Genomic DNA, 21,829 nt, shown 5'->3' on the forward strand with positions numbered 1-21,829 from the left:
CCGACTGGGGCGGCCTCGGGCTCATGAGAGCGGGTGGCTCAGGCCACCACGTGCTTCTCGAAGCGGGCGATGTTGGCGAACTCCTCCGCCTTCAGGGAGGCCCCGCCGACCAGGACGCCGTCGACGTCCTTCTCCGCCAGCGTGCCGGCCGCGGTCGCGGCCTTGACGGAGCCGCCGTAGAGGATCCGGATCTTCCCGGCGGTCTCCTCATCGAACAGCTCGGCCAGCTGCCCGCGGATGGCCGCGGACATCTCCTGGGCGTCCTCGGGGCCGGCGGTCTCGCCCGTGCCGATGGCCCAGACGGGCTCGTACGCGACGACGAGGCTTGCGGCCTGCTCCTTGGTGAGCCCGTCGAGGGAGCCGCGCAGCTGCTCGAGGGTGTAGGAGACGTGGTTGCCGGCCTTGCGCTCCTCCAGGCCCTCGCCCACGCACAGCACGGGGGCAAGCCCATGGCGGTAGGCCGCCTGGACCTTCTGGGCGCACAGCGCATCGGACTCGTGGTGGATGCTGCGGCGCTCGGAGTGCCCGACCAGCACGTAGGAGCACTCCAGCTTGGCGAGGAACTGCCCGGAGATGTCACCGGTGTAGGCCCCGGAGTCCTGCTCGGAGAGGTCCTGCCCGCCGTAGGCGATGCTCAGCTTGTCCCCGGCCACCAGGCTCTGCACGGAGCGCAGGTCGGTGAACGGCGGGAAGACGGCCACCTCGACGCGGTCGTAGTCGAAGTTCGCGTCATCCAGGGTCCAGGCGAGCTTCTGCAGCAGCGCCACGCCCTCGGAGTGATCCATGTTCATCTTCCAGTTGCCGGCGATCAGCGGCTTCCGGTCGAAGCTCCCGTTGGTCTGGGTGGTCATGCGGATGGTCCTTTCGGGTCGTCTGCTCTCGGTGCGGTGGGGTCCGGGCTCAGGCGCCCAGGGCCTCGAGACCCGGCAGGGTCTTACCCTCGATGAACTCCAGGGAGGCCCCGCCCCCGGTGGAGATGTGCCCGAACTCGTCGTCCGAGAAGCCGAGGTTGCGCACCGCGGAGGCGGAGTCGCCGCCGCCGATCACGCTGAAGGCGTCGGAGTCGGCGATGGCCCGGGCGATGGCCTCGGTGCCCTTGGCGAAGGCGGGCATCTCGAACACGCCCATGGGGCCGTTCCAGAAGATGGTGCGGGCGTCCTTGATCCGCTCGGAGAACAGCTTGACCGTCTCGGTTCCGATGTCCAGGCCCTCGCCCTCGGGGCCTATCTTCCCGCCCTCGAGGTCCTCCACGGGGCGGATCTCGTGCTCGGCGTCGGCGGCGAAGTCCGCGGCCCAGGTGACGTCCACGGGCAGCACGATCTCGGTGCCCTTCTCCTTCGCCTCGGCCAGGTACCGCTTGACGGTGTCGATCTGGTCCTTCTCGAGGATGGACTTGCCGACCGCGTGACCCTGCGCGGCGGCGAAGGTGTAGCTCATGCCGCCGCCGATCAGGAGGGCATCGGCCTTGCCGATGAGGTTCTCGATCACGGCGAGCTTGTCGGAGACCTTGGCCCCGCCCATCACGACCACGAAGGGCCGCTGTGGGTCCTCGGTGATCCGCTTGAGGACCTCGAGCTCGGTCTTGACGAGGTCGCCCAGGTAGGCCGGCAACTTACGGGCGACGTCGTAGACGGAGGCGTGCTTCCGGTGCACGGCGCCGAAGGCATCGTCCACGTAGGCGCCGTCCTGACCCGTCAGCGCCACGAGCTCGTCGGCGAACGCCTCGCGCTCGGCGTCGTCCTTGGAGGTCTCCCGGGGGTCGAAGCGCACGTTCTCGACGACGAGGACCTCGCCGTCGGACAGCGCCTCGGCCTTGGCACGGGCGTCATCCCCCACGACGTCCTCCGCGAGCTGCACGGGGAAATCCGCGAGCTCACGGAGGCGGTCGGCCGCGGGCTTGAGGGAGTACTTGGGGTTGTGCTCCCCCTTGGGCCGACCGAGGTGGGCGGTCACGATGACCCGGGCACCGGCGCCGGTCAGCTTCTCGAGCACGGGCAGGGACGCCCTGATGCGTCCGTCGTCCGTGACCTGCTGTCCGTCCAGCGGGACGTTGAGGTCGGACCGGACCAGGATCCGGCGTCCCTTCACGCCCGCGTCGATCAGTTCATCCAGTGCCTGTGCCATCGCTTGCTCCCTTGCCTCGCGTCGAAAGGTGATGTTCCCGCTCAGTCCGCGCTTACAGCGCGGCGGCGATCTTGTTGGTGAACTTCACCGTGCGGGAGGTGAAGCCCCACTCGTTGTCGTACCACGCGAAGACCTTGACCTGGCCGTTCAGCACGGAGGTCAGCTGCGCGTCGAAGACCGTGGAGATCTCCTCGCCGACGATGTCGGTGGAGACGATCGGGTCCTCGGTGTACTTGATGATGCCCTGGTACTCGCCCTCGGCGGCCTCCTTGACGGCGGCGTTGATCTCCTCGACGGTGGCGTCCTTCTCCAGGGTCAGGGACAGGTCCACGATGGAGCCGGTGATGGTCGGCACGCGGAAGGCCATGCCGTCCAGCTTGCCGGCGACCGGCTCGTAGACCTTGCCCACGGTGCGGGCGGCGCCGGTGGAGGTCGGGATCATGTTCACGGCCGCGGCCCGGGCGCGACGCAGATCCTTGTGGGGGGCGTCCTGCAGGCGCTGGTCCGCTGTGTAGGAGTGGATGGTGGTCATCAGGCCGGACTTGATGCCGAACTTCTGGTCCATCACCTTGGCCAGCGGGGCCAGGCAGTTGGTGGTGCAGGAGGCGTTGGAGACGACGTTGTGCTTCTCGGCATCGTAGGTGTCGTCGTTCACGCCCATGACGAAGGTGCCGTCCAGGTTGGTGCCCGGGGCGGAGACGATGACCTTCTTGGCGCCGGCCTCGATGTGGGCCTTGGCCTTGTTGCCGTCGGTGAACAGACCGGTGGACTCCAGGACGATGTCCACGCCCAGGTCCTTCCACGGCAGGTTGGCCGGGTCCTTCTCGGACAGGACCTTGATCTCCTTGCCGTCGACGACGATGTTGCCGTCCTTGACGGACACCTCGGCCTTCAGCGGCCCGAGGATGGAGTCGTACTTGAGGAGGTGAGCCAGGGTCTCCGGGGAGGTGAGGTCGTTGACGGCGACGATCTCGATGTTCTCGCCCTGCTCCCGCACGGCGCGGAAGTAGTTGCGCCCGATGCGTCCGAAGCCGTTGATGCCGATGCGTACAGTCACTGTGATCAAACTCCTCAGTTTGAGTATTCGTGGTCGAGGGGACCCGCGGGGGCCTCCCCAGGTCCGGACCCGGCGGCGGGTGGAACCGCCCTCGCATCCGGTGCTGGTTCCAGCCTAGTGGATCGCGTGTGTGTTTGGGTGCGATTCCGGGGGTGAATTTTGTTTCCGGTGGGATTTCACACCCTCCGAGCCCTCCTTCTCGTGACGCCCGCCACCGAAATGGCCGTCTCCCGGGCCGCTGAGCCGCCGGATCTGGGATCGTGTGGGTTTCTCATCGCCGATGGCGAACAGCGCGGGCGGCGCGGCGTCATCGACGCGCGGGCTCACCGGCCCGCGGCGTCCTGCTCCTCGCCCGCCCGCGCCTGCTCGGCCTCGGCCGTGCGCCGGGCCAGGGCCAGCAGCCGCCGGATCCGCCCGGCGATCGCGTCCTTGGTCAGCGGCGGATCCGCCAGGCGCCCCAGCTCATCCAAGCTCGCGTGTCGGTGCTCCAGTCGCAGCCTCCCGGCCTCGCGCAGATGCTCCGGGACGTCATCGCCCAGGATCTCCAGGGCGCGCTCGACCCGCGCCCCGGCGGTCACGGCCGCCTGCGCGGAGCGCCGGAGGTTGGCGTCGTCGAAGTTGGCCAGCCGGTTGGCCGTGCCGCGCACCTCCCGGTGGACGCGGCCCTTCTCCCAGCGGCGCAGCGCCCGGGTGGCCCCCAGGGCGCGCAGCAGCGCGCAGATCCCGGCGCCGTCGCGCACGAGCACCCGGTCAGCCCCCCGGGACTCCCGGGCCTTGGCCAGCACGTCCAGGCGCCGGGCGCAGCCGACCAGAGCCAGGGCCGCCTCGGAGCCCGGGCAGGTGAACTCCAGGGCGGCGGAGCGGCCCGGCTCCGTCAGGGATCCGCGGGCCAGGAAGGCCCCGCGCAGGGCGGCGGCCGCATCATCGACGGAGCCGTTGACCACGGCCGAGGGCAGCCCGCGCACCGGCCGACCCCGGGCATCCAGCAGGCCCGTCTGGCGCGCCAGGGCCTCCGCGCCCCGGTCGATGCGCAGGACGTAGTGCCCGCCCTTCTTCAGCGCGCCGCCGGCCACCGAGTACAGCCGTCCCGTCTGCCCGTACAGCTCCCCGATCTCCGCGAGCAGCCGCCGCCCGGTGGGCAGGTGATCCAGCTCGGCCTCGATGACGATGCGCCCGCCGACCAGGTGCAGACCCCCGGCGAAGCGCAGCAGCGCGGCGGTCTGCGCCTGGCGCGCGGAAGCCCGGGGCGTCTCCAGGCCTGCCAGCTCGTCCTTAGCCAGTGCGGTCAGGGCCATGGTGGGGGATTCCTCTCCGAAGGGGGTCTGGGCCGGGTGCCCGCGGTGAGACGGCGCTCAGCGGAGGCACCGGCCGGGATGGTCAGTGGGTGGGGTCAGTCGCGGGGCCTCAGTCGTGAGGCGCCGCGGGCGGGCTGAGCACGGGCTCCTCGGGCAGGCCCATGGCCTCCTGGTAGGCCGCGGCCAGGCGCAGGTGGCTGTGCACGTCCTCCCCGCGGCGCCGACGCAGCGACTGGCTGACCAGCCGCGCGCCGCGTTCGCGCACCGCCGCGTCGAACCCCTGCGGATCCGACAGGGCCGAGGGGTCCGCGACGACGGCGTCGATCTGCAGGCCGGGAGCGTACCGCTCCAGGACCTCCAGGTGCCCGACGGCACCCAGTCCGGCGGTCTCGCGCCGCTCCATCGCGAGGTTCATGCACACGCACACCCGCGCCGCGGAGGAGCAGATCGCCTCCCGCAGCTCCGGCAGCAGCAGGTGCGGGATGACCGAGGTGTACCAGGATCCGGGGCCCAGCACGAGCCAGTCCGCCGCGCGGATCGCCTCCAGCGCTTCGGGGCAGGCCCGGGCCTCGGCCGGCTCCAGGCTGATCCGCTCGACGCGCTCGGCGGTGGCCAGGCGCGCCTGGCCCGTGATCCGCTTCGGGGCGCCCTGATGGTCCCGCACCCACCCGGAGACCACGAGGGGATCCACCGCCATCGGCAGGACCCGCCCGCGGGCCTTCAGCAGCTGGGAGGCCCAGTCCAGTCCGGCCACCGGGTCATCCAGCAGCTGCCACAGGCTCAGCAGCAGCAGGTTGCCCATCGCGTGCCCGTCCAGCTCCCCCGAGGAACCGGGCAGGGTCGAGAAGCGATGCTGCATCGCCTCCCGCCACAGGTGCCCCCACGCGGAGTCGTCGCACAAGGCGGACAGCGCCATGCGCAGGTCCCCCGGCGGCAGCACGTCGAACTGCTCCCGCAGCCGCCCGGAGGAGCCGCCGTCATCGGCGACCGTGACCACCGCGGTCAGCTGCGGGGTGAGCAGGCGCAGCGCCGAGAGCGAGGCGTAGAGCCCGTGGCCCCCGCCGAGGGCGACGACGCGCGGGGCGCCGGCCCCGGCCTCCGGGACGGCCTCGCCCCGGGATCCGATCGCGGCCACGGCGCTACTCCCGCCCCAGATCGCGGTGCTGGACGTTCACGGTGACGTTGGGCAGGCCCTTGAGCCGCCGGGCCAGCTCCTCGGTCACCGCGACCGAGCGGTGCTTGCCGCCGGTGCAGCCGATCGCGATGGTCGCGTAGTGCTTGTTCTCCGAGCGGTAGCCGGCGATCACGGGCTTCAGCGCCTCGGCGTACTGGTCCACGAAGGTCTGGGCGCCGCTGTCCTTGAGCACGAAGTCCCGCACCTCCGGGTCCTGGCCCGTCTTGGGCCGCAGGGCGGGAACCCAGTGCGGGTTGGGGACGAAGCGCATATCGGCCATGAAGTTCGCATCGGCCGGCACCCCGTACTTGAAGCCGAAGCTCATGACCGTCAGGTTCACCACCGAGGGGCCCGTGGCCGAGTAGGTGCGGGAGATGACCTTGGACAGCTCGTGCACGTTGTACTCCGAGGTGTCCAGCACGACGTCGGCCCGGCGCTTGAGATCGGCCAGCAGCTCCCGCTCGGCGTGGATCCCGTCCAGGATGCGCCCCTCCCCCTGCAGCGGGTGGGGGCGGCGCTGGGCCTCGTAGCGGGCGATGATCGCCTGATCCGAGGCGTCGAGGAAGAGCACCGTGTACTCGACCGGGGCGGCGTTGAGCACGTCCAGGGCCTCGCGGAAGTTCTCGAACAGGGCGGTGCCCCGGATGTCGATGATCACGGCCAGGCGCGGCATGGCCTTGGGGCTGCGCGCCACCAGATCCACCAGGGGGGTGAGCATCTGCGGCGGCAGGTTGTCCACGACGTACCAGCCGTTGTCCTCCAGCGTGTGCGCGGCGGTCGAGCGCCCGGCCCCGGAGATCCCGGTGATCACGAGCATCTCCGACTGGGCGGCGGGCTTCTGGGGCACGAGCGGATCATTCCCGGCGTCGGGGGCGGGGGTCTCGGACCGGTCGCGGGGCGGTTGTGGGGCGGATGCTGAGGGGGGCTGCTGCGAGGTCACCGGGTGCTCGTCTCCTGCTGGGTCGTGCCTGTGGTCAGGGGCGCGTCCCCGGACGGGGGAAGCGGGACGCGGCTGCCCCTCCAGGATACTCCGGCGCCCCAAGACCCCAGGGCCCCAAGGCCCCGATCAGGCGCCGTCGGCGGCCGGTGCCGGTCCCGATGCCGATTCCGGCTGCGGATCCGGCGCCGGTTCCGGCTCCTCGGCGCGCAGGTGCTCCTGCACGGCCTCGGCCAGCTTCGGCCCGATCCCGCGCACCCGGGTGAGCTGCTCGACGTCGGCCTCCCGGATGGCCTGCAGCGTGCCGAACTGCGCCAGCAGCGCATCCCGGCGGGCGGCCCCGAGCCCCGGGATCCCGTCCAGGGCCGAGGAGAGCATGGCCTTGCCGCGCTTGGAGCGGTGGAAGGTGATCGCGAACCGGTGGGCCTCATCGCGCAGGCGCTGCAGCAGGAACAACCCCTGCGAGGCGCGCGGCAGGATGACCGGGAAGTCGTCGTCCGGCACCCAGATCTCCTCCAGGCGCTTGGCCAGCCCGACCACCGCGACGTCGGAGATCCCCAGCTCGTCCAGGGCCTGGCGGGCCGCGGCGACCTGCGGGGGCCCGCCGTCCACGACGACGAGATTGGGCGGGTAGGCGAAGCGCTGCGGCTCCGGGGCCCCGGCCTGCTCGGCGTCGATCTGCCCGGTGCGCACCCCCGCCCGGGCCCGCTCCTCCTGATCCGCCAGGTGGCGCTTGAAGCGGCGGGTGATGACGTCGTGCATCGAGGCGGTGTCGTCGCGGGCCGCCTCCCCGCGGATGGAGAACTTGCGGTACTCGGATTTGCGGGGCAGCCCGTCCTCGAAGACCACCATGGAGGCCACCACGTTGGTGCCCTGCACGTGGGAGATGTCGTAGCACTCGATGCGCATCAGCGGGTCCGGCAGCCCCAGGGCCTCCTGCAGCTCCTGCAGGGAGGCGCTGCGGGTGGTCAGGTCCCCGGCCCGGCGGGACTTGTGCAGCATCAGGGACTGCTTGGCGTTGTCCGCGACGGTGCCCATCAGCTGCGCCCGCTCCCCGCGCTGCGGCACGGAGATCCGGACACGCGAGCCGCGCAGTCCCGTCAGCCACTGCTCCAGCTGCTCGCGGTTGCTGGGCAGCACGGGCACCAGCACGGTGCGGGGGATCTCGTGGGCGCTGGTCTCGTCCTCATGCGGGGTGGAGGCCAGGGTCACGGCCGATTCCCCGTAGACCTGCTGCAGCAGCTGCTCGACCATCTCCCCCGGGGTGAGGTCCTCGACCTTCTCCACGATCCACCCGCGCTGGCCGCGGATGCGCCCGCCGCGCACGTGGAAGACCTGGGCGGCGGCCTCCAGCTCGTCCTCGTGGAAGGCGAACAGGTCCGCGTCCACCGAATCCGAGAGCACGACGGCGTTGCGCTCGAAGGCGGTGCGCAGGGCCTGGATGTCATCGCGCAGCCGGGCGGCGACCTCGAAGTCCATCTCCTCCGCCGCCCGGTGCATCCGCCGGGTCAGCTCCCGGATGAACCGCTCGGAGTCCCCCGCCATGAACCGGCAGAGTCGATCGGCCAGCTCTCGGTGGTCCTCCGCGGAGATGCGCCCGACGCACGGGGCGGAGCACTTGTCGATGTACCCGAGCAGGCAGGGCCGATCCTGCTGCTCGGCGCGGCGGAACACCGCCCCGGAGCAGGTGCGCACGGGGAAGACCCGCAGCAGGGCGTCCAGGGTCTCGCGGATGGCCCACGCCTGGGAGAACGGCCCGAAGTAGCGGGTGCCCTTCTTCTTCTCCCCGCGCATCACCTGCGCGCGGGGGTACTTCTCGGCCATGGACACCGCGAGGTACGGGTAGGACTTGTCGTCCCGGTATTTGATGTTGAACCGCGGGGTGTACTGCTTGATCCAGGTGTATTCCAGCTGCAGGGATTCCAGCTCGGAGGCCACCACGGTCCATTCGACCCCGGCCGCGGTGTGGACCATCGCGTAGGTCTTCGGCCCCAGCTGCTCGGGTTTGGCGAAGTAGCTGGTCAGCCGGTTGCGCAGGTTCTTGGCCTTGCCCACGTAGATGACCCGCCCGACGTCGTCCCGGAAGCGGTACACGCCGGGGTCGGTGGGGATGTCCCCCGTGCGGGGCCGGTAGGTCGCCGGATCGGCCATGGGAAGGGTGTCCTCCTGAGTGCTCGGGCACCGGGTCCTCCCCGCGGGACGTCAGGCGCCGGCGTCCTTGGCCAGGGAGGGCGAGGTGTTGTATTCGTTCTTGCGCGGCTGCCCGCACAGGCGGGCGATCTCGTCCATGATCGCGTCCGTGGTGGCCCGCCGCTGGGCCCCGGACTGCTTCTCGCCGAGCTTCTCGAAGCTCATCGGCTCGCCGACGCGCACCGTGAAGCGCACCGGGCGCAGCAGCTTCGTGCCGGGCGGCTGGATCCGCTCGGTGCCGATCAGCCCGACGGGGACGACGGGGGCGCCGGTCATGTGCGCCAGCCACGCCACCCCGATCTTGCCGCGGTAGAGGTAGCCGTCCAGGGAGCGGGTGCCCTCCGGGTAGATCCCGAAGACCCCGCCGCGCTCCAGGCGCTCCAGGCCGATCTCCAGGGCCTTGAGCCGTTCGATCTGATCCGCGCGGTTCACGGGGATGATGTCGATCAGCTCGAAGATCCGCTTCATCAGCCGACCCTTGAACCCCGGGGAGTTCACGTACTCGGCCTTCGCCAGGAAGGCCACCCGCCGCGGCATGAGCGCGGAGATGATGACGGAGTCCAGGAAGGCCCGGTGGTTGGAGGCCACGATCACGGGACCGGAGGCGGGGAAGCGCTTCAGACCGGTGACCCTGGCCCGGAAGACGGTCTTGATCAGGCCGGTCACGGCCGTCTGCGTCAGCCGGTACAGCTTCTCCATGGGTCTGGTCAGGGTCCTTCCCTCATCCGAGCCGGCGACCTCGCCGGTGTGGTGCGCGTGTCATGAACACTGTACATTTCCCCGACACCGGCTCCCACCCCCGGGCGCGGCACGTCACGGCGGCGAGGTCATCCCGTCCCCTCCAGCCGCAGGTCGCAGCGCCGGGCCAGCTGGGCCCGCAGCGCGTCGACGTCCTCCGCGACGGCGGCGGCCCCGTGTGCGGTGAGCTCTCCGGGGGCGGCGAACCCCCAGGCCACTCCGATGCAGTCCAGGCCGTGGACCCGGGCGCCCTCGACGTCGTACTCCCGGTCCCCGACCATCACGGTGCGCCGCGGATCGGCCGCCAGCCCGCGCCGGGCCAGCAGGTCCAGGGCGCGGGCGATGACCCCGGCCTTGTCCACGGGCAGGTGGGCGGTCTCCGGGCGCAGCTCATCCCTCGCCCCGGAGATGACGTCCGCGAGGGCGTCCAGCCCGAAGTGCGCGGCGATCCGCTCGGCGCTGGGCTGCGGCTTCTGGGTGGCCAGGGCCACCGCGGCCCCCGCGGCGCGCAGGTCCCGCAGCAGCTGCGCCACCCCGGGGTAGAGCCGGGAGTCCCGGGCAGCCCGGGCGGGATACGCCTCGCGGTAGGCGGCCAGGGCGGCGCGGCGCTCGGCCGGGGAGAGGTCCGTGTGCCGCTCCAGGCCCACCGAGGCGGGCGGCCCTACGAACCGGCGCAGCGTGGCCTCCTCCGGGCGCGGATGGCCCTGGGCCTGGATGGCCTCGGCGATGGTCTCGGTGATGGCCCCGGCCGGATCCAGCAGGGTCCCGTCCAGGTCGAACAGCACCGCCGGGACGGATCCGGCGGGAGCGCCGCTCACGCGCCGTGCCCGTCGTCGTCGGCCCCGAGGATCTCCGCCAGGAAGCGCCCGGTGTGGCTGCCCGGCTCCTGGGCGACCTGCTCCGGGGTGCCCTGGGCGATGACCTGCCCGCCGCCGGAGCCGCCCTCCGGACCCATGTCCACGATCCAGTCCGCGGATTTGATGACGTCCAGGTTGTGTTCGATCGTCAGGACGGTGTTGCCCTTGTCCACGAGGGACTGCAGGACCTTGAGCAGCTTGGCGATGTCCTCGAAGTGCAGGCCCGTGGTCGGCTCATCCAGCACGTAGATGGTCCGCCCGTTGGAGCGCTTCTGCAGCTCGGAGGCGAGCTTGACCCGCTGGGCCTCACCCCCGGAGAGGGTGGGGGCGGGCTGACCCAGCCGGATGTAGCCCAGCCCGACGTCGACGAGGGTGTTCAGGTGCCGGGCGATCGGGGTGAAGGCGGAGAAGAACTCGGCGGCCTCCTCCACGGGCATGTCCAGCACCTCGGCGATGTTCTTGCCCTTGTAGCGGATCTCCAGGGTCTCCCGGTTGTACCGGGCCCCGTGGCAGACCTCGCACGGCACGTACACGTCGGGCAGGAAGTTCATCTCGATCTTCAGCGTCCCGTCCCCGGCGCAGGCCTCGCAGCGCCCGCCCTTGACGTTGAAGGAGAAGCGCCCCGGCTGGTAGCCGCGCACCTTGGCCTCGTTGGTCTCGGCGAACAGCCGCCGGATGTGGTCGAAGACCCCCGTGTAGGTGGCGGGGTTGGAGCGGGGCATCCGGCCGATGGGGCTCTGATCCACGTGCACGATCTTGTCCAGGTGCTCCAGGCCCTCCACCCGCCGGTGCCGACCCGGAACCTGCTTGGCGCCGTTGAGCCGGTTGGCCAGCGCGGTGTAGAGGATGTCGTTGACCAGGGTGGACTTGCCCGAGCCGGAGACCCCGGTGACGGCGGTGAGCACGCCCAGGGGGAAGGACACCGTGACGTCGCGCAGGTTGTTCTCCTTCGCCCCGACCACCTTCACCATCCGCTTGCGGTCCACCGGGCGCCGCCGCGCGGGCACCGCGATCTGACGGCGCCCGGACAGGTAGGCCCCGGTCAGGGACTCCCGGTTCTCCAGCAGCTGCCGGTACGGCCCGGAGTGCACGATGCGCCCGCCGTGCTCGCCCGCGCCGGGTCCGACGTCGACCACCCAGTCGGATTCCCGGATGGTGTCCTCATCGTGCTCCACGACGATCAGGGTGTTGCCCATGTCCCGCAGCTTGGTCAGGGTCTCGATCAGCCGCCGGTTGTCCCGCTGGTGCAGGCCGATCGAGGGCTCGTCCAGGACGTAGAGGACCCCGACCAGCCCGGAGCCGATCTGGGTGGCCAGGCGGATGCGCTGGGCCTCCCCGCCGGACAGGGTCGCGGCCGCCCGGTCCAGGGTCAGGTAGTCCAGGCCGACGTCGAGCAGGAACTGCAGCCGGGCATTGATCTCCTTGAGCACCTGCTCGGCGATGTGCCGCTCGCGCTCATCCAGGCGCAGCCCGGCCATGAACTCCTGGGCCCCGGTCATCGGCATCGCGGTGACCTCGGCGATGGACTTCCCGCCCACGTGCACCGCGAGCATCGTCGGGTTCAGCCGGGCGCCGCCGCAGGCCGGGCACGGGGTCTGGCGCATGTACTGCTCGTAGCGGTCCTTGGCCCAGTCGGACTCGGTCTCCTCGTGCTTGCGCTGGATGTACGCGTAGACGCCCTCGAAGCCGGAGGTGTAGCGCCGCTCGCGGCCGAAGCGGTTGCGGTAGGCGACCTCCACCTTGAAGTCCTTGCCGTGCAGGATCGCCCGGCGGGCCTTCTTCGGCAGCTCCTCCCACGGGGTGTTCAGGTCGAAGCCGACCTCCCGGCCGAGCCCGCCGAGCAGACGTAGCCAGTACTCGGTGGTGGACTTGCCCTGGGACCACGGGGCGATGGCCCCCTCCCCCAGGGTCTTCTCCGGGTCGGGGACCACCAGGGACTCGTCGACCTCCAGCCGGGAGCCGATGCCGTCGCACTCGGGGCAGGCGCCGAAGGGGCTGTTGAAGGAGAAGGAGCGCGGCTCGATCTCGGTCTGGCCCAGCTCGTGGCCGTTGGGGCAGGCGAGGTTCTCGCTGTAGGTGCGGCTGCGCGCCTCGGAGTCCTCGGGCTCGTCCACCCAGTCGATGGTCACTCGCCCCTCGGCCAGACCCAGGGCGGTCTCGATGGAGTCCGTGAGCCGCTGGTGGGCGGAGTCCTTGATGGCGATGCGGTCCACGACCACGGAGATGGTGTGCTTGTACTGCTTCTTCAGGCTCGGCGGCTCGGTGAGTCGGATCTGCTCCCCGTCCACCACGGCCCGGGAGTAGCCCTGCTGGGCCAGGGAGGAGAACAGGTCCTGGAACTCGCCCTTGCGGGCGCGGACCACCGGGGCGAGGACCTGCAGGCGGGTCCGCTCCGGGCGGGTCATCAGCTGGTCCACGATCTGCTGCGGGGTCTGCTTCTCGATCGGCTCCCCGCAGACCGGGCAGTGGGGGTGCCCGATGCGCGCCCAGAGCAGGCGCATGTAATCGTAGATCTCGGTGATGGTGCCGACCGTCGAGCGGGGGTTCTTGGAGGTGGACTTCTGATCGATGGACACCGCCGGGGACAGGCCCTCGATGAAGTCGACGTCGGGCTTGTCCACCTGGCCGAGGAACATCCGGGCGTAGGCGGACAGGGATTCGACGTAGCGGCGCTGGCCCTCGGCGAAGATGGTGTCGAAGGCCAGGGAGGACTTGCCGGAGCCGGACAGACCGGTGAACACCACCATGGCGTTGCGGGGGATCCGCAGGTCCACGGTGCGCAGGTTGTTCTCCCGCGCCCCCTTGACGATGATCTCGGTGGGGTCCTGGGCGCCCGCGGCGGGCGCGGCGGCGGTGGTGCTCATGGGTGCGGGAGGGCTCCCTTCCGGGTTGGGGGCGGCGCGGTCGCCGGGCATTCGAAGATCTATTCTACGGCTCGCGAAGCTGTCCGGAACGACCGCCGGGCGGATTTCCCTCACCGGCGAACGCACCGGCCCGCCCCTTCCGCGCCCCATGAGCCCGGCAGGGGTCGCGGCGTGTCCGAGGCTCACGGGCGCGGGTCCACGGGTGCGGAGGGGCGGTCGCGTTGCGCGTGCGTCACGCGCGTGTTGCGGGGGCGGGGCCGCGGGGCCCTAGAATCGTGCGCATGATGGCACTCGCGACCGAGAAGCTCGACCTGTCCGAGGTGACGATCCGGTGGATCAGCGTCTCCTCGATGGACAACAACGTGTACCTGATGACCTGCCGCTCCACCGGGGCCCAGCTGCTGATCGACGCGGCCGATGAGCCGGAGCGGATCTCCGGGTTGGTGGCCGCCGGGCGCGAGGACGTCTCCGGGTCCTGCACCTGCTGCGGCAACGTGCAGCTGATCGTGACCACGCATTCGCACTGGGATCACGTGCGGGCGCTGGCGGAGATCCGCTCCCGCTCGGAGGCCCTGACCGCCTGCGGGGCGCGGGACGAGCAGGACATCGACGTGCCGATGGACATCACCTTCCAGGACGGGGACACCGCGGATCTGGAGGGCTTCTCCCTCAAGGTCATCGAGCTGCGCGGGCACACCCCCGGCTCGATCGCCCTGGCCTACGAGGACCCGGCCGGGCGCACCGTGATCTTCACGGGCGACTCCCTGTTCCCCGGCGGGGTGGGCAAGACCGACTCTCCCGAGGCCTTCCGCGCCCTGCTGCACGATGTGCGCACCAAGATCTTCGACGTCTACGACGACGACACCCTCATCCTGCCCGGTCACGGCGAGTCCACGACTCTGGGAGCCGAGCGCCCGCACCTGGACGAGTGGGAGCGGCGCGGCTGGTGAGCCGCGGATCGGCAGCCGGGAGCGTGGTCTCGGCCGATCGCTGATCCCTCCCCCGCCCTCCCGACGACGCCGCGACGCCCCGTCGACCGCCCTCGTGCGAGCGGTCGACGGGGCGTCGTCGCGCCTGAACCGGCTCAGAACAGCCCGTGCACGGCGCCGTCGGCGTCGAGCCCGATGCGCTCGGCCGCCGGGGAGGCGGACAGCCCCGGCATGGTGCGCATGGTCCCGCAGATTGCGTAGACGTAGCCGGCCCCGGCGGCCAGGCGCACCTCCCGCACGGGCAGGCGCCATCCCGTGGGGGCGCCCTTCCGGGTGGGATCCGCGGTCAGGGACAGGTGCGTCTTGGCGATGACCACGGGCAGGTCCCCGTAGCCCTGCTCTTCGCAGCGGGCCAGCTGGCGGGCAGCCGCCGGGGCGATCTCCAGCCCGTCGGCCCCGTAGACCTTCCGGGCCACGGCGTCGAGCTTGTCCGTCAGGGAATCCTCGGGGGCGTAGGTGGGCACCAGCTCGTGCGGCTGCTCGCAGGCCTCGGCCACGGCGTCGGCCAGCTCGGTGGCGCCGTCTCCACCGCGGGCCACGCCCTCGTGCACGGCCACCCGCGCCCCGGCCCGCTCGGCGATCTCCCGGATGACGGCGTGCTCGCTGGGGTGGTCGGTCGGGAAGGCGTTGATCGCCACGACGGGGCTGATGCCGAAGCCGCGCAGGATCGCCAGGTGCTTGAGCAGGTTCAGGGCCCCGGCGCGCACGTCCTCGGGGTTCTCGGCCAGCAGCTCCTCGGGCAGGGGCTTGCCGGGCACGATCCGGTGGCGTCCGGAGTGGGCCTTCAGCGCCCGGACGGTGACCACGAGGACCGCGGCGTCCGGGGTCAGCCCGGAGACCCGGCACTTGACGTTGACGAAGCGCTCGGCACCCATGTCCGCTCCGAATCCGGCCTCGGTGATGACGTAGTCGGCGTGCTCCAGGGCGGCGTAGTCGGCGAGGATCGAGGAGTTGCCGGTGGCGATGTTGCCGAAGGGCCCGGTGTGGATCAGGGCGGGGACCCCTTCGAGGGTCTGCATCAGGTTCGGGTGGATCGCGTCGGCCAGCAGGGCCGCCAGCGCGCCGTCGGCCTTCAGGTCCTCGGCGGTCACGGGCGCGCCGTCCCGGGTGGAGGCCACGACGATGCGGGCCAGCCGGGCCTTCAGATCCGCCAGATCCGTGGCCAGGGAGAGGATGACCATGATCTCGCTGGCCGAGGTGATGTCGAAGCCGCTCTGGCGGGTGACCCCGTCCTGGCGCTCCCCCAGGCCGATGACGACGTGGCGCAGGGAGCGGTCGTTGATGTCCAGGACGCGCCGCCACGTGATGCTGCGCTCGTCGATGTCCAGGGCGTTGCCGTGGTGCAGATGGTTGTCCAGCAGCGCCGCGAGCATGTTGTGCGCGGCGGTGACGGCGTGGAAGTCCCCGGTCAGGTGCAGGTTGAGCTTGTCCATGGGGATGACCTGCGAGTACCCGCCGCCGGCGGCCCCGCCCTTGATCCCGAAGGTCGGGCCCAGGGAGGGCTGGCGCAGGGTGAGCATCGCGGAGCGGCCGGTGCGCGCCATGCCCTGGGCCAGGGAGACGGAGGTGGCGGTCTTGCCCTCCCCCAGCGGCGTCGGAGTGATGGCGGTGACCAGGACGTAGCGGCCGCGACGCCGTTCGGGGGCGGCGTCGGCGGCGGGCAGGAGCTTGGCGACGTGGCGGCCGTAGGGCTCCAGCCGGTCGCGCTCGATGCCGGCGGTCGCGGCGATCTCCTCGATGGGCCGGGGCTGGGCCTGCTGGGCGATCTCGAGGTCGGAGGGCATGCTCATGGGGACTCCCATCGTCGTGGGGGTGGGTGCGTTCCCTCTCCAGTATGGTGGCGGCGGGACCCAACCCGGCCGAGGCGGCGGGGTCGGGTCGGGCGGGCGCAAGCGGGGCCGACCCGGGCGGGTCGGTAGACTCGGGCCCGATGAGACTGCTCGAAGCCCTGGACCCCCGCCTCGCCGATGACGACCGCCGCTACTTCCGGGGAGATTTCGCCTCGAATCCGCTGACCGCGGAGGAGATCGCCGACGGCTTCTCCCGGTGGATCGACTCCCGGGGGATGCAGCTGTACCCGGCGCAGGAGGAGGCGGTGCTGGAGCTGGCCTCCGGGGCCAACGTCATCCTGGCCACCCCGACCGGCTCCGGGAAGTCCACGGTCGCGGTGGCCGCGCACTTCACGGGCCTGGCCCGCGGGCAGCTCTCCTACTACACGGCGCCGATCAAGGCGCTGGTCTCGGAGAAGTTCTTCGACCTGTGCGCGATCTTCGGCGCGCAGAACGTCGGGATGGTCACCGGGGACTCCTCGATCAACGCCGGTGCGCCGATCGTGTGCTGCACCGCGGAGATCCTGGCGAACGTGGTGCTGCGCGAGGGCGCGGGGGCCGATCTGTGCCAGGTGGTCATGGACGAGTTCCACTTCTACTCGGATCCCCAGCGGGGCTGGGCGTGGCAGGTGCCGCTGCTGGAGCTGCCGCAGGCGCAGTTCCTGCTGATGTCCGCGACCCTGGGGGATGTGACCCGGTTCCGGCGGGAGCTGAGCGAGCTGACGGGCCGGGAGACGGCCTACGTGACCTCCTCGGAGCGGCCGATCCCGCTGCACTACTACTACTCGGAGCAGCCCGTGCACGAGGCCATCGAGGAGCTGGTGCGCACGGACCGGGCCCCGGTGTACGTGGTCCACTTCTCCCAGGCCCAGGCCATGGAGCAGGCCCAGGCGCTGATGAGCATCGCGGTGCTGTCCAAGGAGGAGCAGCAGGCGGTCTCCGAGGCGATCGCGGGCTTCCGGTTCTCGGCGGGCTTCGGCAAGACCCTGAACAAGCTGGTGCGCCACGGCATCGGGGTGCACCACGCCGGGATGCTGCCCAAGTACCGGCGGCTGGTCGAGCAGCTGGCCCAGCGCGGGCTGCTGAAGGTCATCTGCGGCACGGACACCCTCGGCGTCGGCATCAACGTGCCGATCCGCACGGTGCTGATCACGGCCCTGTCCAAGTTCGACGGACGCCGCACCCGGCGGCTGAAGGCCCGGGAGTTCCACCAGATCGCCGGACGGGCCGGGCGGGCCGGATATGACACGGCCGGGACCGTCGTCGTGCAGGCCCCGGAGCACGAGATCGAGAACGCGAAGCTGCTGGAGAAGGCCAGGAACCGCTTCGGGGAGGACGAGAAGCGGATCGAGCAGTCCCTGCGGGGCAAGCGGAAGAAGCCCCCGCAGGGCTTCGTGACGTGGTCGCGCCAGACCTTCGAGCAGCTGGTGGCCGCCGAGCCTGAGCCGCTGACCAGCTCCTTCGGGGTGACCCACTCGATGCTGCTGAACCTGCTGCACCGGCCCGGGGACCCCTTCGCCGCGGCCGGCCGGCTGTTGCGGGAGAACCACGAGACCCCGGCCCGGCAGCGGGAGATGATCCGCCGGGCCCTGGGCATCTACCGGGAGCTGCTGGCTGCCGGCGTCCTGCGCCGCCTGGATCGCCCGGATGAGGAGGGCCGCCCGGTGGCGCTGACCGTGCAGCTGCAGGAGGACTTCGCGCTGAACCAGCCGCTGTCCCCCTTCGCCCTGGCGGCCCTGGAGCTGCTGGATCGGGAGTCGCCGGACTACGCGCTGGACGCCGTCTCCGTGATCGAGGCGACCCTGGATGACCCGCGGCAGGTGCTCATCGGCCAGGAGCGCAAGGCCCGCGGGGAGGCCATCGCCGCGATGAAGGCCGAGGGCATGGAGTACACGGAGCGGATGAACGCCGCGGACCGGATCACCTACCCGCAGCCCCTGGCCGAGCTGCTGGAGCAGGCCTTCGAGACCTACCGCTCCGGGGCGCCGTGGATCGCGGAGTTCGAGCTGTCCCCGAAGTCGGTGGTGCGGGACATGTACGAGCGGGCCATGTCCTTCGGCCAGTACGTGCAGTTCTACGAGCTGTCCCGCTCGGAGGGCATCCTGCTGCGCTACCTCTCGGACGCCTACCGGGCCCTGCGCCAGACGGTGCCCCCGGCGGCGCTGACCGAGCAGCTGGAGGATCTCATCGCGTGGCTGGGCGAGCTGATCCGGCAGACGGACAACTCCCTGATCGACGAGTGGGAGCGAATGAGCGCCGGGCAGGACGCGGCACCCGCGCCGGAATCCCTGGAGGAGCTGGTGGCCGAATCCGCCCCGAAGGTCACGGACAACCCGCGGGCCTTCCGCGTCATGGTGCGCAACGCCCTGTTCCGGCGAGTGGAGCTGTTCGCCGACGAGCGCGAGCGCACCCTGGGCTCCCTGGACGGGGACTCCGGGTGGGATGCCGACGGGTGGGCGGATGCGATGGACGAGTACTTCGAGACCTACGACGACCTGTTCACCGATGCCCAGGCGCGCTCCCCGCAGCACCTGATGATCGATGACTCGCAGCCCGGGATCTGGCGGGTGCGGCAGGCCTTCGCGGATCCGGAGGAGGCCTACGACCACGGGATCACGGCGGTGGTGGATCTGGCGGCCTCGGATGAGGCGGGCGCCCCGGTGCTGCGCATCGGGCACGTCGGTCCCTTCGCCGAGGCCGGACCGCTGGAGGCCGCGGAGGACCTGCTGGATGGGGAGTCGCCTCTCGATGGCACCTTGGGGGCACGGCGATGAGCCGGGTCCTGCCGGTGCCCGGTGCGGCACCCGTGCCCCACCGGGCCGGTCCCGTGCACGAGGTCGGGAGCCTGCGGCTGAGCGAGCATCGGTTCCGGGTGCCGCTGGCCCACGCCCGGGCTTGGACCCACCCGGAGGATCCGGCGGTGCCGGAGGCGGTGGCGGACCGGGAGATCGAGGTCTTCGCCCGGGTGGCCACGAGTGCTGATCCGGAGGCGCCGGTGCCGGTGCGGCGTCGGCCGTACCTGGTGTACCTGCAGGGTGGGCCGGGCATGGCCTCCCCGCGCCCGGCGTCGGATTCCGGGTGGCTGGGGCTGCTCGCCCCGCACTACCGGGTGGTGCTGCTGGATCAGCGCGGCACCGGCCTGTCCACCCCGCTCAGCGCGGGGTCCCTGGCCCGGGAGGGCGACGCCGCGGCGCAGGCGGCGTACCTGGAGCATTTCCGCGCTCCGGACATCGTGGCCGATGCGGAGGCGGTGCGCGCGACGCTGCTGGCCGGGGAGCCGGAGACCCGGTGGGCGAGCCTGGGGCAGAGCTTCGGCGGCTTTCTGACCCTGACCTACCTGTCCTTCGCCCCGGAGTCCCTGCTGCACTGCTGGATGACCGCGGGCCTGGCCCCGATCCACCGCGGCCCCGAGGAGGTCTACCGGGCGACGTATCGGCGGATGGCCGAGCGCAGCCGGGAGTTCCTCTCCTGGTACCCGGAGGATGCCGAGCGGGCCGGGCGGATCGCGGATCTGCTGGCGGGGCGGGAGGCGCTGCTGCCGGATGGGTCTCCGCTGAGCCCGGAGCGGTTCCAGAGCGTCGGGATGCTGCTGGGCGGCACCGGGCGGGTGCACCGGCTGCACTACCTGCTGGAGTCGGCCTTCGCCGAGGGCCCGGATGGCCTTGCGGAGGGCTTCCTGGCGGAGGCGGCCGGCGTCGTCGGCTTCGCGGGGCACCCGCTGTACGCCCTGATGCACGAGGCCATCTACGCGGATGGCCCGGGCACGGCGACGGCGTGGGCGGCGCAGCGGGTGCGGGAGGAGCTGCCGGAGTTCTCCCCGGGGGCCCGGCCGCTGCTGTTCACCGGGGAGATGATCCAGCCGTGGCACTTCCGCCTGGATCCGGCGCTGCGCCCGCTGCGGGAGGTCGCGGAGCTGCTGGCGGCCAAGCAGGACTGGGGGCGGCTCTACGACCTGCGGGTTCTGCGGGGCAACGAGGTGCCGGTGGCGGCCAGCGCGTATGAGCACGACGTGTACGTGGACTTCGACGCGGCCCGACAGACCGCGGCGTCGGTGGGGTCGCTGGACCTGTGGACCTCCCCGACGCTGCACCACGACGCCCTGGGCAACGACTCCCGGGAGGTGCTGCACGGGCTGGGCGAGCTGCTGGCCCGCGCCGGGGCCCTGCCGGGCAATCCGGTGTCGCCCGCGTGAGGTCCGGGGCGGCCCTGAACGCGGCCCTGAGCGGACGCAGACGGTCATCTGCCCGGTCCCCATGTGGCGCCGGGTACACTGACGTGCAGGTTCCCGGGCGCCCACCCCGGTCCCGCCCGATCCTCGGCGCGGGACCCGAGGCACCCTCTCCCGGAAGGAGCAACCCATGAGCGGAAAGATCACGCTGATCGGGGACACGTGGACGTCCACCCGCCCGGTCACGGTCAGCACCCGTCCGGTGGCCCGCCAGGACGCCGACGGCCTGGCCCGGCTGTTCTTCACGGCCTACGATGACGGTTCGGTGACTTCCCAGGCCCACGCTCTGGAGATCCTGCACCACATGTTCGACGGCGAGTACGGCGCGGTGCTGCCGAAGGCCTCCCCCGTGGTGGTGGATGATGCGGGCCGGATCATCGCCGCCGCCCTGGTGCTGGAGTCCCGGGTGGGCGATGACCTGCCGGATTCGCCGTATATCTTCGAGCTGTTCACGGAGTCCTCCCGGCGCCGGGAGGGCTTCGCCGAGCAGCTGCTGCGCGTGGCCATCACAGAGCTGAAGGAGGAGGGGTTCGAGCACGTGGCCCTGCGGATCAGCGAGGACAACGCCGCGGCGCTGGCCCTGTACCTGACCCTGGACTTCCGCCGGTGGTTCCCCGAGGAGGATGAGCTCTAGGCTCCCACGGGACGCCGCCGCGCGGGCCCGATCGCACCGAGGTGCGCTCGGCCCGCGCGCGTCTGACGGGTCTGCTGTGTCTGCCGTGACTGCTCAGAGCAGCCGCCGCTGCCCCGCCGGTTCCAGCAGCTCGGGCCCGTTGTTCCGGGGGCTGCCCACGGCCGGTCCCACCTCGCGCAGGCGCCATGCGGCGGCGACATCGTAGGCTCGTTCCCGCACCGCGTCGATGGCCCGCTGGGCGGCCTCGGCGCCCTCGGCGGCGGTGCGCAGCCAGGTGCTCAGCCCGTCCTGCGGGTCCCCGGTGGTCTCCAGGGGGATCGGCAGGCGGTCGTGCAGCCGGGAGAGCTGGCGCAGGGTCTCGGAGTCCCGGGCATCGGCCTCCTCGGCAGAGGGCGAGTCCATGGTGAGGATGGTCGCCGAGAGCAGCCACTGTCCTTCGTCGGGGCCGCTGGGGATGCGCCACCAGTCGTAGAGGCCGGCGAAGTAGATGCTCTGCTCCTCGGCGGAAGGGTGCACGTAGTACGGGGTCTTCTCGGGGGTCTTGCGGCCGGGGACCTCGGTGCGCAGCCACTCGTAGTAGCCGTTGGCGGGGATCGCGCAGTGCTGGGCGGCGGCGGCGTGGCGGAAGGCGGGCTTGGTCGCGGCGGTCTCGCTGCGGGCGTTGAAGGTGCGGGAGGAGAAGGTCTCGTCCTTCGCCCACCGGGGCAGCAGGCCCCAGCGGGCCGGGTGGATGGCGCGTCGCCGGGTGCCGTCCTCCTGGGCGTGGTCCACGATGATGGGCACCGTGTGCGTGGGAGCGACGTTGTAGTCCGCGCAGCTCTCCTCCAGCTCCACCCCGGCCAGCAGGTCCCCCGCCGCCCGGGCGATCACGTAGCGTCCGCACATCGCCGGTCCCCCTCTCCCAGTCCTCGGC

The 21,829-nt window shown here is 71.6% G+C and carries 16 protein-coding genes; 4 read left to right on the top strand and 12 right to left on the bottom strand.

The window, feature by feature from the left end:
- Positions 1 to 38 precede the first annotated feature (38 nt).
- The 10 genes from tpiA to uvrA form a co-directional block, all read right to left on the bottom strand.
- The gene (gene tpiA / locus I6G21_RS09520) at positions 39 to 851 is read right to left on the bottom strand and encodes a triose-phosphate isomerase (RefSeq protein ID WP_129357484.1); all 813 of its coding nucleotides are present in this window, start codon (positions 849 to 851) and stop codon (positions 39 to 41) included.
- A 49-nt stretch (positions 852 to 900) separates the two neighbouring features.
- The gene (locus tag I6G21_RS09525; RefSeq protein WP_058730511.1) at positions 901 to 2,124 is read right to left on the bottom strand and encodes a phosphoglycerate kinase; all 1,224 of its coding nucleotides are present in this window, start codon (positions 2,122 to 2,124) and stop codon (positions 901 to 903) included.
- Between the two features lie 52 nt (positions 2,125 to 2,176).
- Positions 2,177 to 3,181: a type I glyceraldehyde-3-phosphate dehydrogenase gene (gap, locus tag I6G21_RS09530; protein WP_058730512.1), complete on the bottom strand. Its 1,005-nt coding sequence runs from the start codon at positions 3,179 to 3,181 to the stop codon at positions 2,177 to 2,179.
- A gap of 323 nt (positions 3,182 to 3,504) precedes the next feature.
- The gene (gene whiA, locus I6G21_RS09535) at positions 3,505 to 4,476 is read right to left on the bottom strand and encodes a DNA-binding protein WhiA (RefSeq protein WP_058730513.1); all 972 of its coding nucleotides are present in this window, start codon (positions 4,474 to 4,476) and stop codon (positions 3,505 to 3,507) included.
- A gap of 109 nt (positions 4,477 to 4,585) precedes the next feature.
- Positions 4,586 to 5,611 (bottom strand): gluconeogenesis factor YvcK family protein, encoded by a 1,026-nt coding sequence (locus tag I6G21_RS09540; protein WP_058743508.1) that lies wholly within the window; start codon positions 5,609 to 5,611, stop codon positions 4,586 to 4,588.
- A 4-nt stretch (positions 5,612 to 5,615) separates the two neighbouring features.
- Positions 5,616 to 6,467 carry an RNase adapter RapZ gene (gene rapZ / locus I6G21_RS09545; protein ID WP_081046244.1) on the bottom strand — a complete coding sequence of 284 codons (852 nt, stop codon included), beginning with the start codon at positions 6,465 to 6,467 and terminating at the stop codon, positions 5,616 to 5,618.
- 249 nt (positions 6,468 to 6,716) lie between these two features.
- Positions 6,717 to 8,738, bottom strand: a complete 2,022-nt coding sequence (gene uvrC, locus I6G21_RS09550; RefSeq protein ID WP_129357483.1) for an excinuclease ABC subunit UvrC — start codon at positions 8,736 to 8,738, stop codon at positions 6,717 to 6,719.
- A 51-nt stretch (positions 8,739 to 8,789) separates the two neighbouring features.
- The gene (locus I6G21_RS09555; RefSeq protein WP_061225644.1) at positions 8,790 to 9,476 is read right to left on the bottom strand and encodes a lysophospholipid acyltransferase family protein; all 687 of its coding nucleotides are present in this window, start codon (positions 9,474 to 9,476) and stop codon (positions 8,790 to 8,792) included.
- Between the two features lie 128 nt (positions 9,477 to 9,604).
- Positions 9,605 to 10,333, bottom strand: coding sequence for an HAD family hydrolase (locus I6G21_RS09560; protein WP_081101626.1), 729 nt, complete (start codon positions 10,331 to 10,333; stop codon positions 9,605 to 9,607).
- Positions 10,330 to 13,236, bottom strand: coding sequence for an excinuclease ABC subunit UvrA (gene uvrA, locus I6G21_RS09565; RefSeq protein WP_064725489.1), 2,907 nt, complete (start codon positions 13,234 to 13,236; stop codon positions 10,330 to 10,332). Before uvrA ends, I6G21_RS09560 begins: the two co-directional genes overlap by 4 nt.
- A 281-nt stretch (positions 13,237 to 13,517) precedes the next feature.
- Here uvrA and I6G21_RS09570 point away from each other — a divergent pair, with 281 nt between their 5' ends.
- Positions 13,518 to 14,186 (top strand): MBL fold metallo-hydrolase, encoded by a 669-nt coding sequence (locus I6G21_RS09570; protein WP_100462935.1) that lies wholly within the window; start codon positions 13,518 to 13,520, stop codon positions 14,184 to 14,186.
- A gap of 134 nt (positions 14,187 to 14,320) precedes the next feature.
- Here I6G21_RS09570 and I6G21_RS09575 read toward each other — a convergent pair whose 3' ends face one another.
- The gene (locus I6G21_RS09575) at positions 14,321 to 16,015 is read right to left on the bottom strand and encodes a formate--tetrahydrofolate ligase (protein ID WP_232238443.1); all 1,695 of its coding nucleotides are present in this window, start codon (positions 16,013 to 16,015) and stop codon (positions 14,321 to 14,323) included.
- Between the two features lie 140 nt (positions 16,016 to 16,155).
- Between I6G21_RS09575 and I6G21_RS09580 the strand changes: the two genes are divergently transcribed.
- The 3 genes from I6G21_RS09580 to I6G21_RS09590 all read left to right on the top strand — a co-directional run bounded on the left by I6G21_RS09580 (position 16,156) and on the right by I6G21_RS09590 (position 20,916).
- Complete coding sequence (locus I6G21_RS09580; protein ID WP_129357481.1) at positions 16,156 to 18,828, top strand: DEAD/DEAH box helicase; 2,673 nt, start codon at positions 16,156 to 16,158, stop codon at positions 18,826 to 18,828.
- Positions 18,825 to 20,246 (top strand): alpha/beta fold hydrolase, encoded by a 1,422-nt coding sequence (locus I6G21_RS09585; RefSeq protein ID WP_129357480.1) that lies wholly within the window; start codon positions 18,825 to 18,827, stop codon positions 20,244 to 20,246. Before I6G21_RS09580 ends, I6G21_RS09585 begins: the two co-directional genes overlap by 4 nt.
- A 166-nt stretch (positions 20,247 to 20,412) precedes the next feature.
- Positions 20,413 to 20,916, top strand: a complete 504-nt coding sequence (locus tag I6G21_RS09590) for a GNAT family N-acetyltransferase (RefSeq protein ID WP_100462941.1) — start codon at positions 20,413 to 20,415, stop codon at positions 20,914 to 20,916.
- A 93-nt stretch (positions 20,917 to 21,009) separates the two neighbouring features.
- On the opposite strand, the gene I6G21_RS09595 is transcribed toward I6G21_RS09590, so the two are convergent.
- Complete coding sequence (locus I6G21_RS09595; RefSeq protein ID WP_100462942.1) at positions 21,010 to 21,801, bottom strand: SOS response-associated peptidase; 792 nt, start codon at positions 21,799 to 21,801, stop codon at positions 21,010 to 21,012.
- Between the last annotated feature and the right edge of the window lie 28 nt (positions 21,802 to 21,829).

The sequence above is a fragment of the Rothia kristinae genome (assembly GCF_016028855.1).
GTDB lineage: Bacteria > Actinomycetota > Actinomycetes > Actinomycetales > Micrococcaceae > Rothia > Rothia kristinae.

What these genes read in the sequence shown, in the direction of transcription:
- rapZ (WP_081046244.1), bottom strand. Translation starts at nt 6,467, where the DNA reads ATGCTCGTGATCACCGGGATCTCCGGGGCCGGGCGCTCGACCGCCGCG.
- uvrC (WP_129357483.1), bottom strand. Translation starts at nt 8,738, where the DNA reads ATGGCCGATCCGGCGACCTACCGGCCCCGCACGGGGGACATCCCCACC.
- I6G21_RS09570 (WP_100462935.1), top strand. Translation starts at nt 13,518, where the DNA reads ATGATGGCACTCGCGACCGAGAAGCTCGACCTGTCCGAGGTGACGATC.
- I6G21_RS09555 (WP_061225644.1), bottom strand. Translation starts at nt 9,476, where the DNA reads ATGGAGAAGCTGTACCGGCTGACGCAGACGGCCGTGACCGGCCTGATC.
- I6G21_RS09595 (WP_100462942.1), bottom strand. Translation starts at nt 21,801, where the DNA reads ATGTGCGGACGCTACGTGATCGCCCGGGCGGCGGGGGACCTGCTGGCC.
- tpiA (WP_129357484.1), bottom strand. Translation starts at nt 851, where the DNA reads ATGACCACCCAGACCAACGGGAGCTTCGACCGGAAGCCGCTGATCGCC.
- I6G21_RS09580 (WP_129357481.1), top strand. Translation starts at nt 16,156, where the DNA reads ATGAGACTGCTCGAAGCCCTGGACCCCCGCCTCGCCGATGACGACCGC.
- I6G21_RS09575 (WP_232238443.1), bottom strand. Translation starts at nt 16,015, where the DNA reads ATGAGCATGCCCTCCGACCTCGAGATCGCCCAGCAGGCCCAGCCCCGG.
- I6G21_RS09590 (WP_100462941.1), top strand. Translation starts at nt 20,413, where the DNA reads ATGAGCGGAAAGATCACGCTGATCGGGGACACGTGGACGTCCACCCGC.
- whiA (WP_058730513.1), bottom strand. Translation starts at nt 4,476, where the DNA reads ATGGCCCTGACCGCACTGGCTAAGGACGAGCTGGCAGGCCTGGAGACG.
- uvrA (WP_064725489.1), bottom strand. Translation starts at nt 13,236, where the DNA reads ATGAGCACCACCGCCGCCGCGCCCGCCGCGGGCGCCCAGGACCCCACC.
- I6G21_RS09525 (WP_058730511.1), bottom strand. Translation starts at nt 2,124, where the DNA reads ATGGCACAGGCACTGGATGAACTGATCGACGCGGGCGTGAAGGGACGC.
- I6G21_RS09585 (WP_129357480.1), top strand. Translation starts at nt 18,825, where the DNA reads ATGAGCCGGGTCCTGCCGGTGCCCGGTGCGGCACCCGTGCCCCACCGG.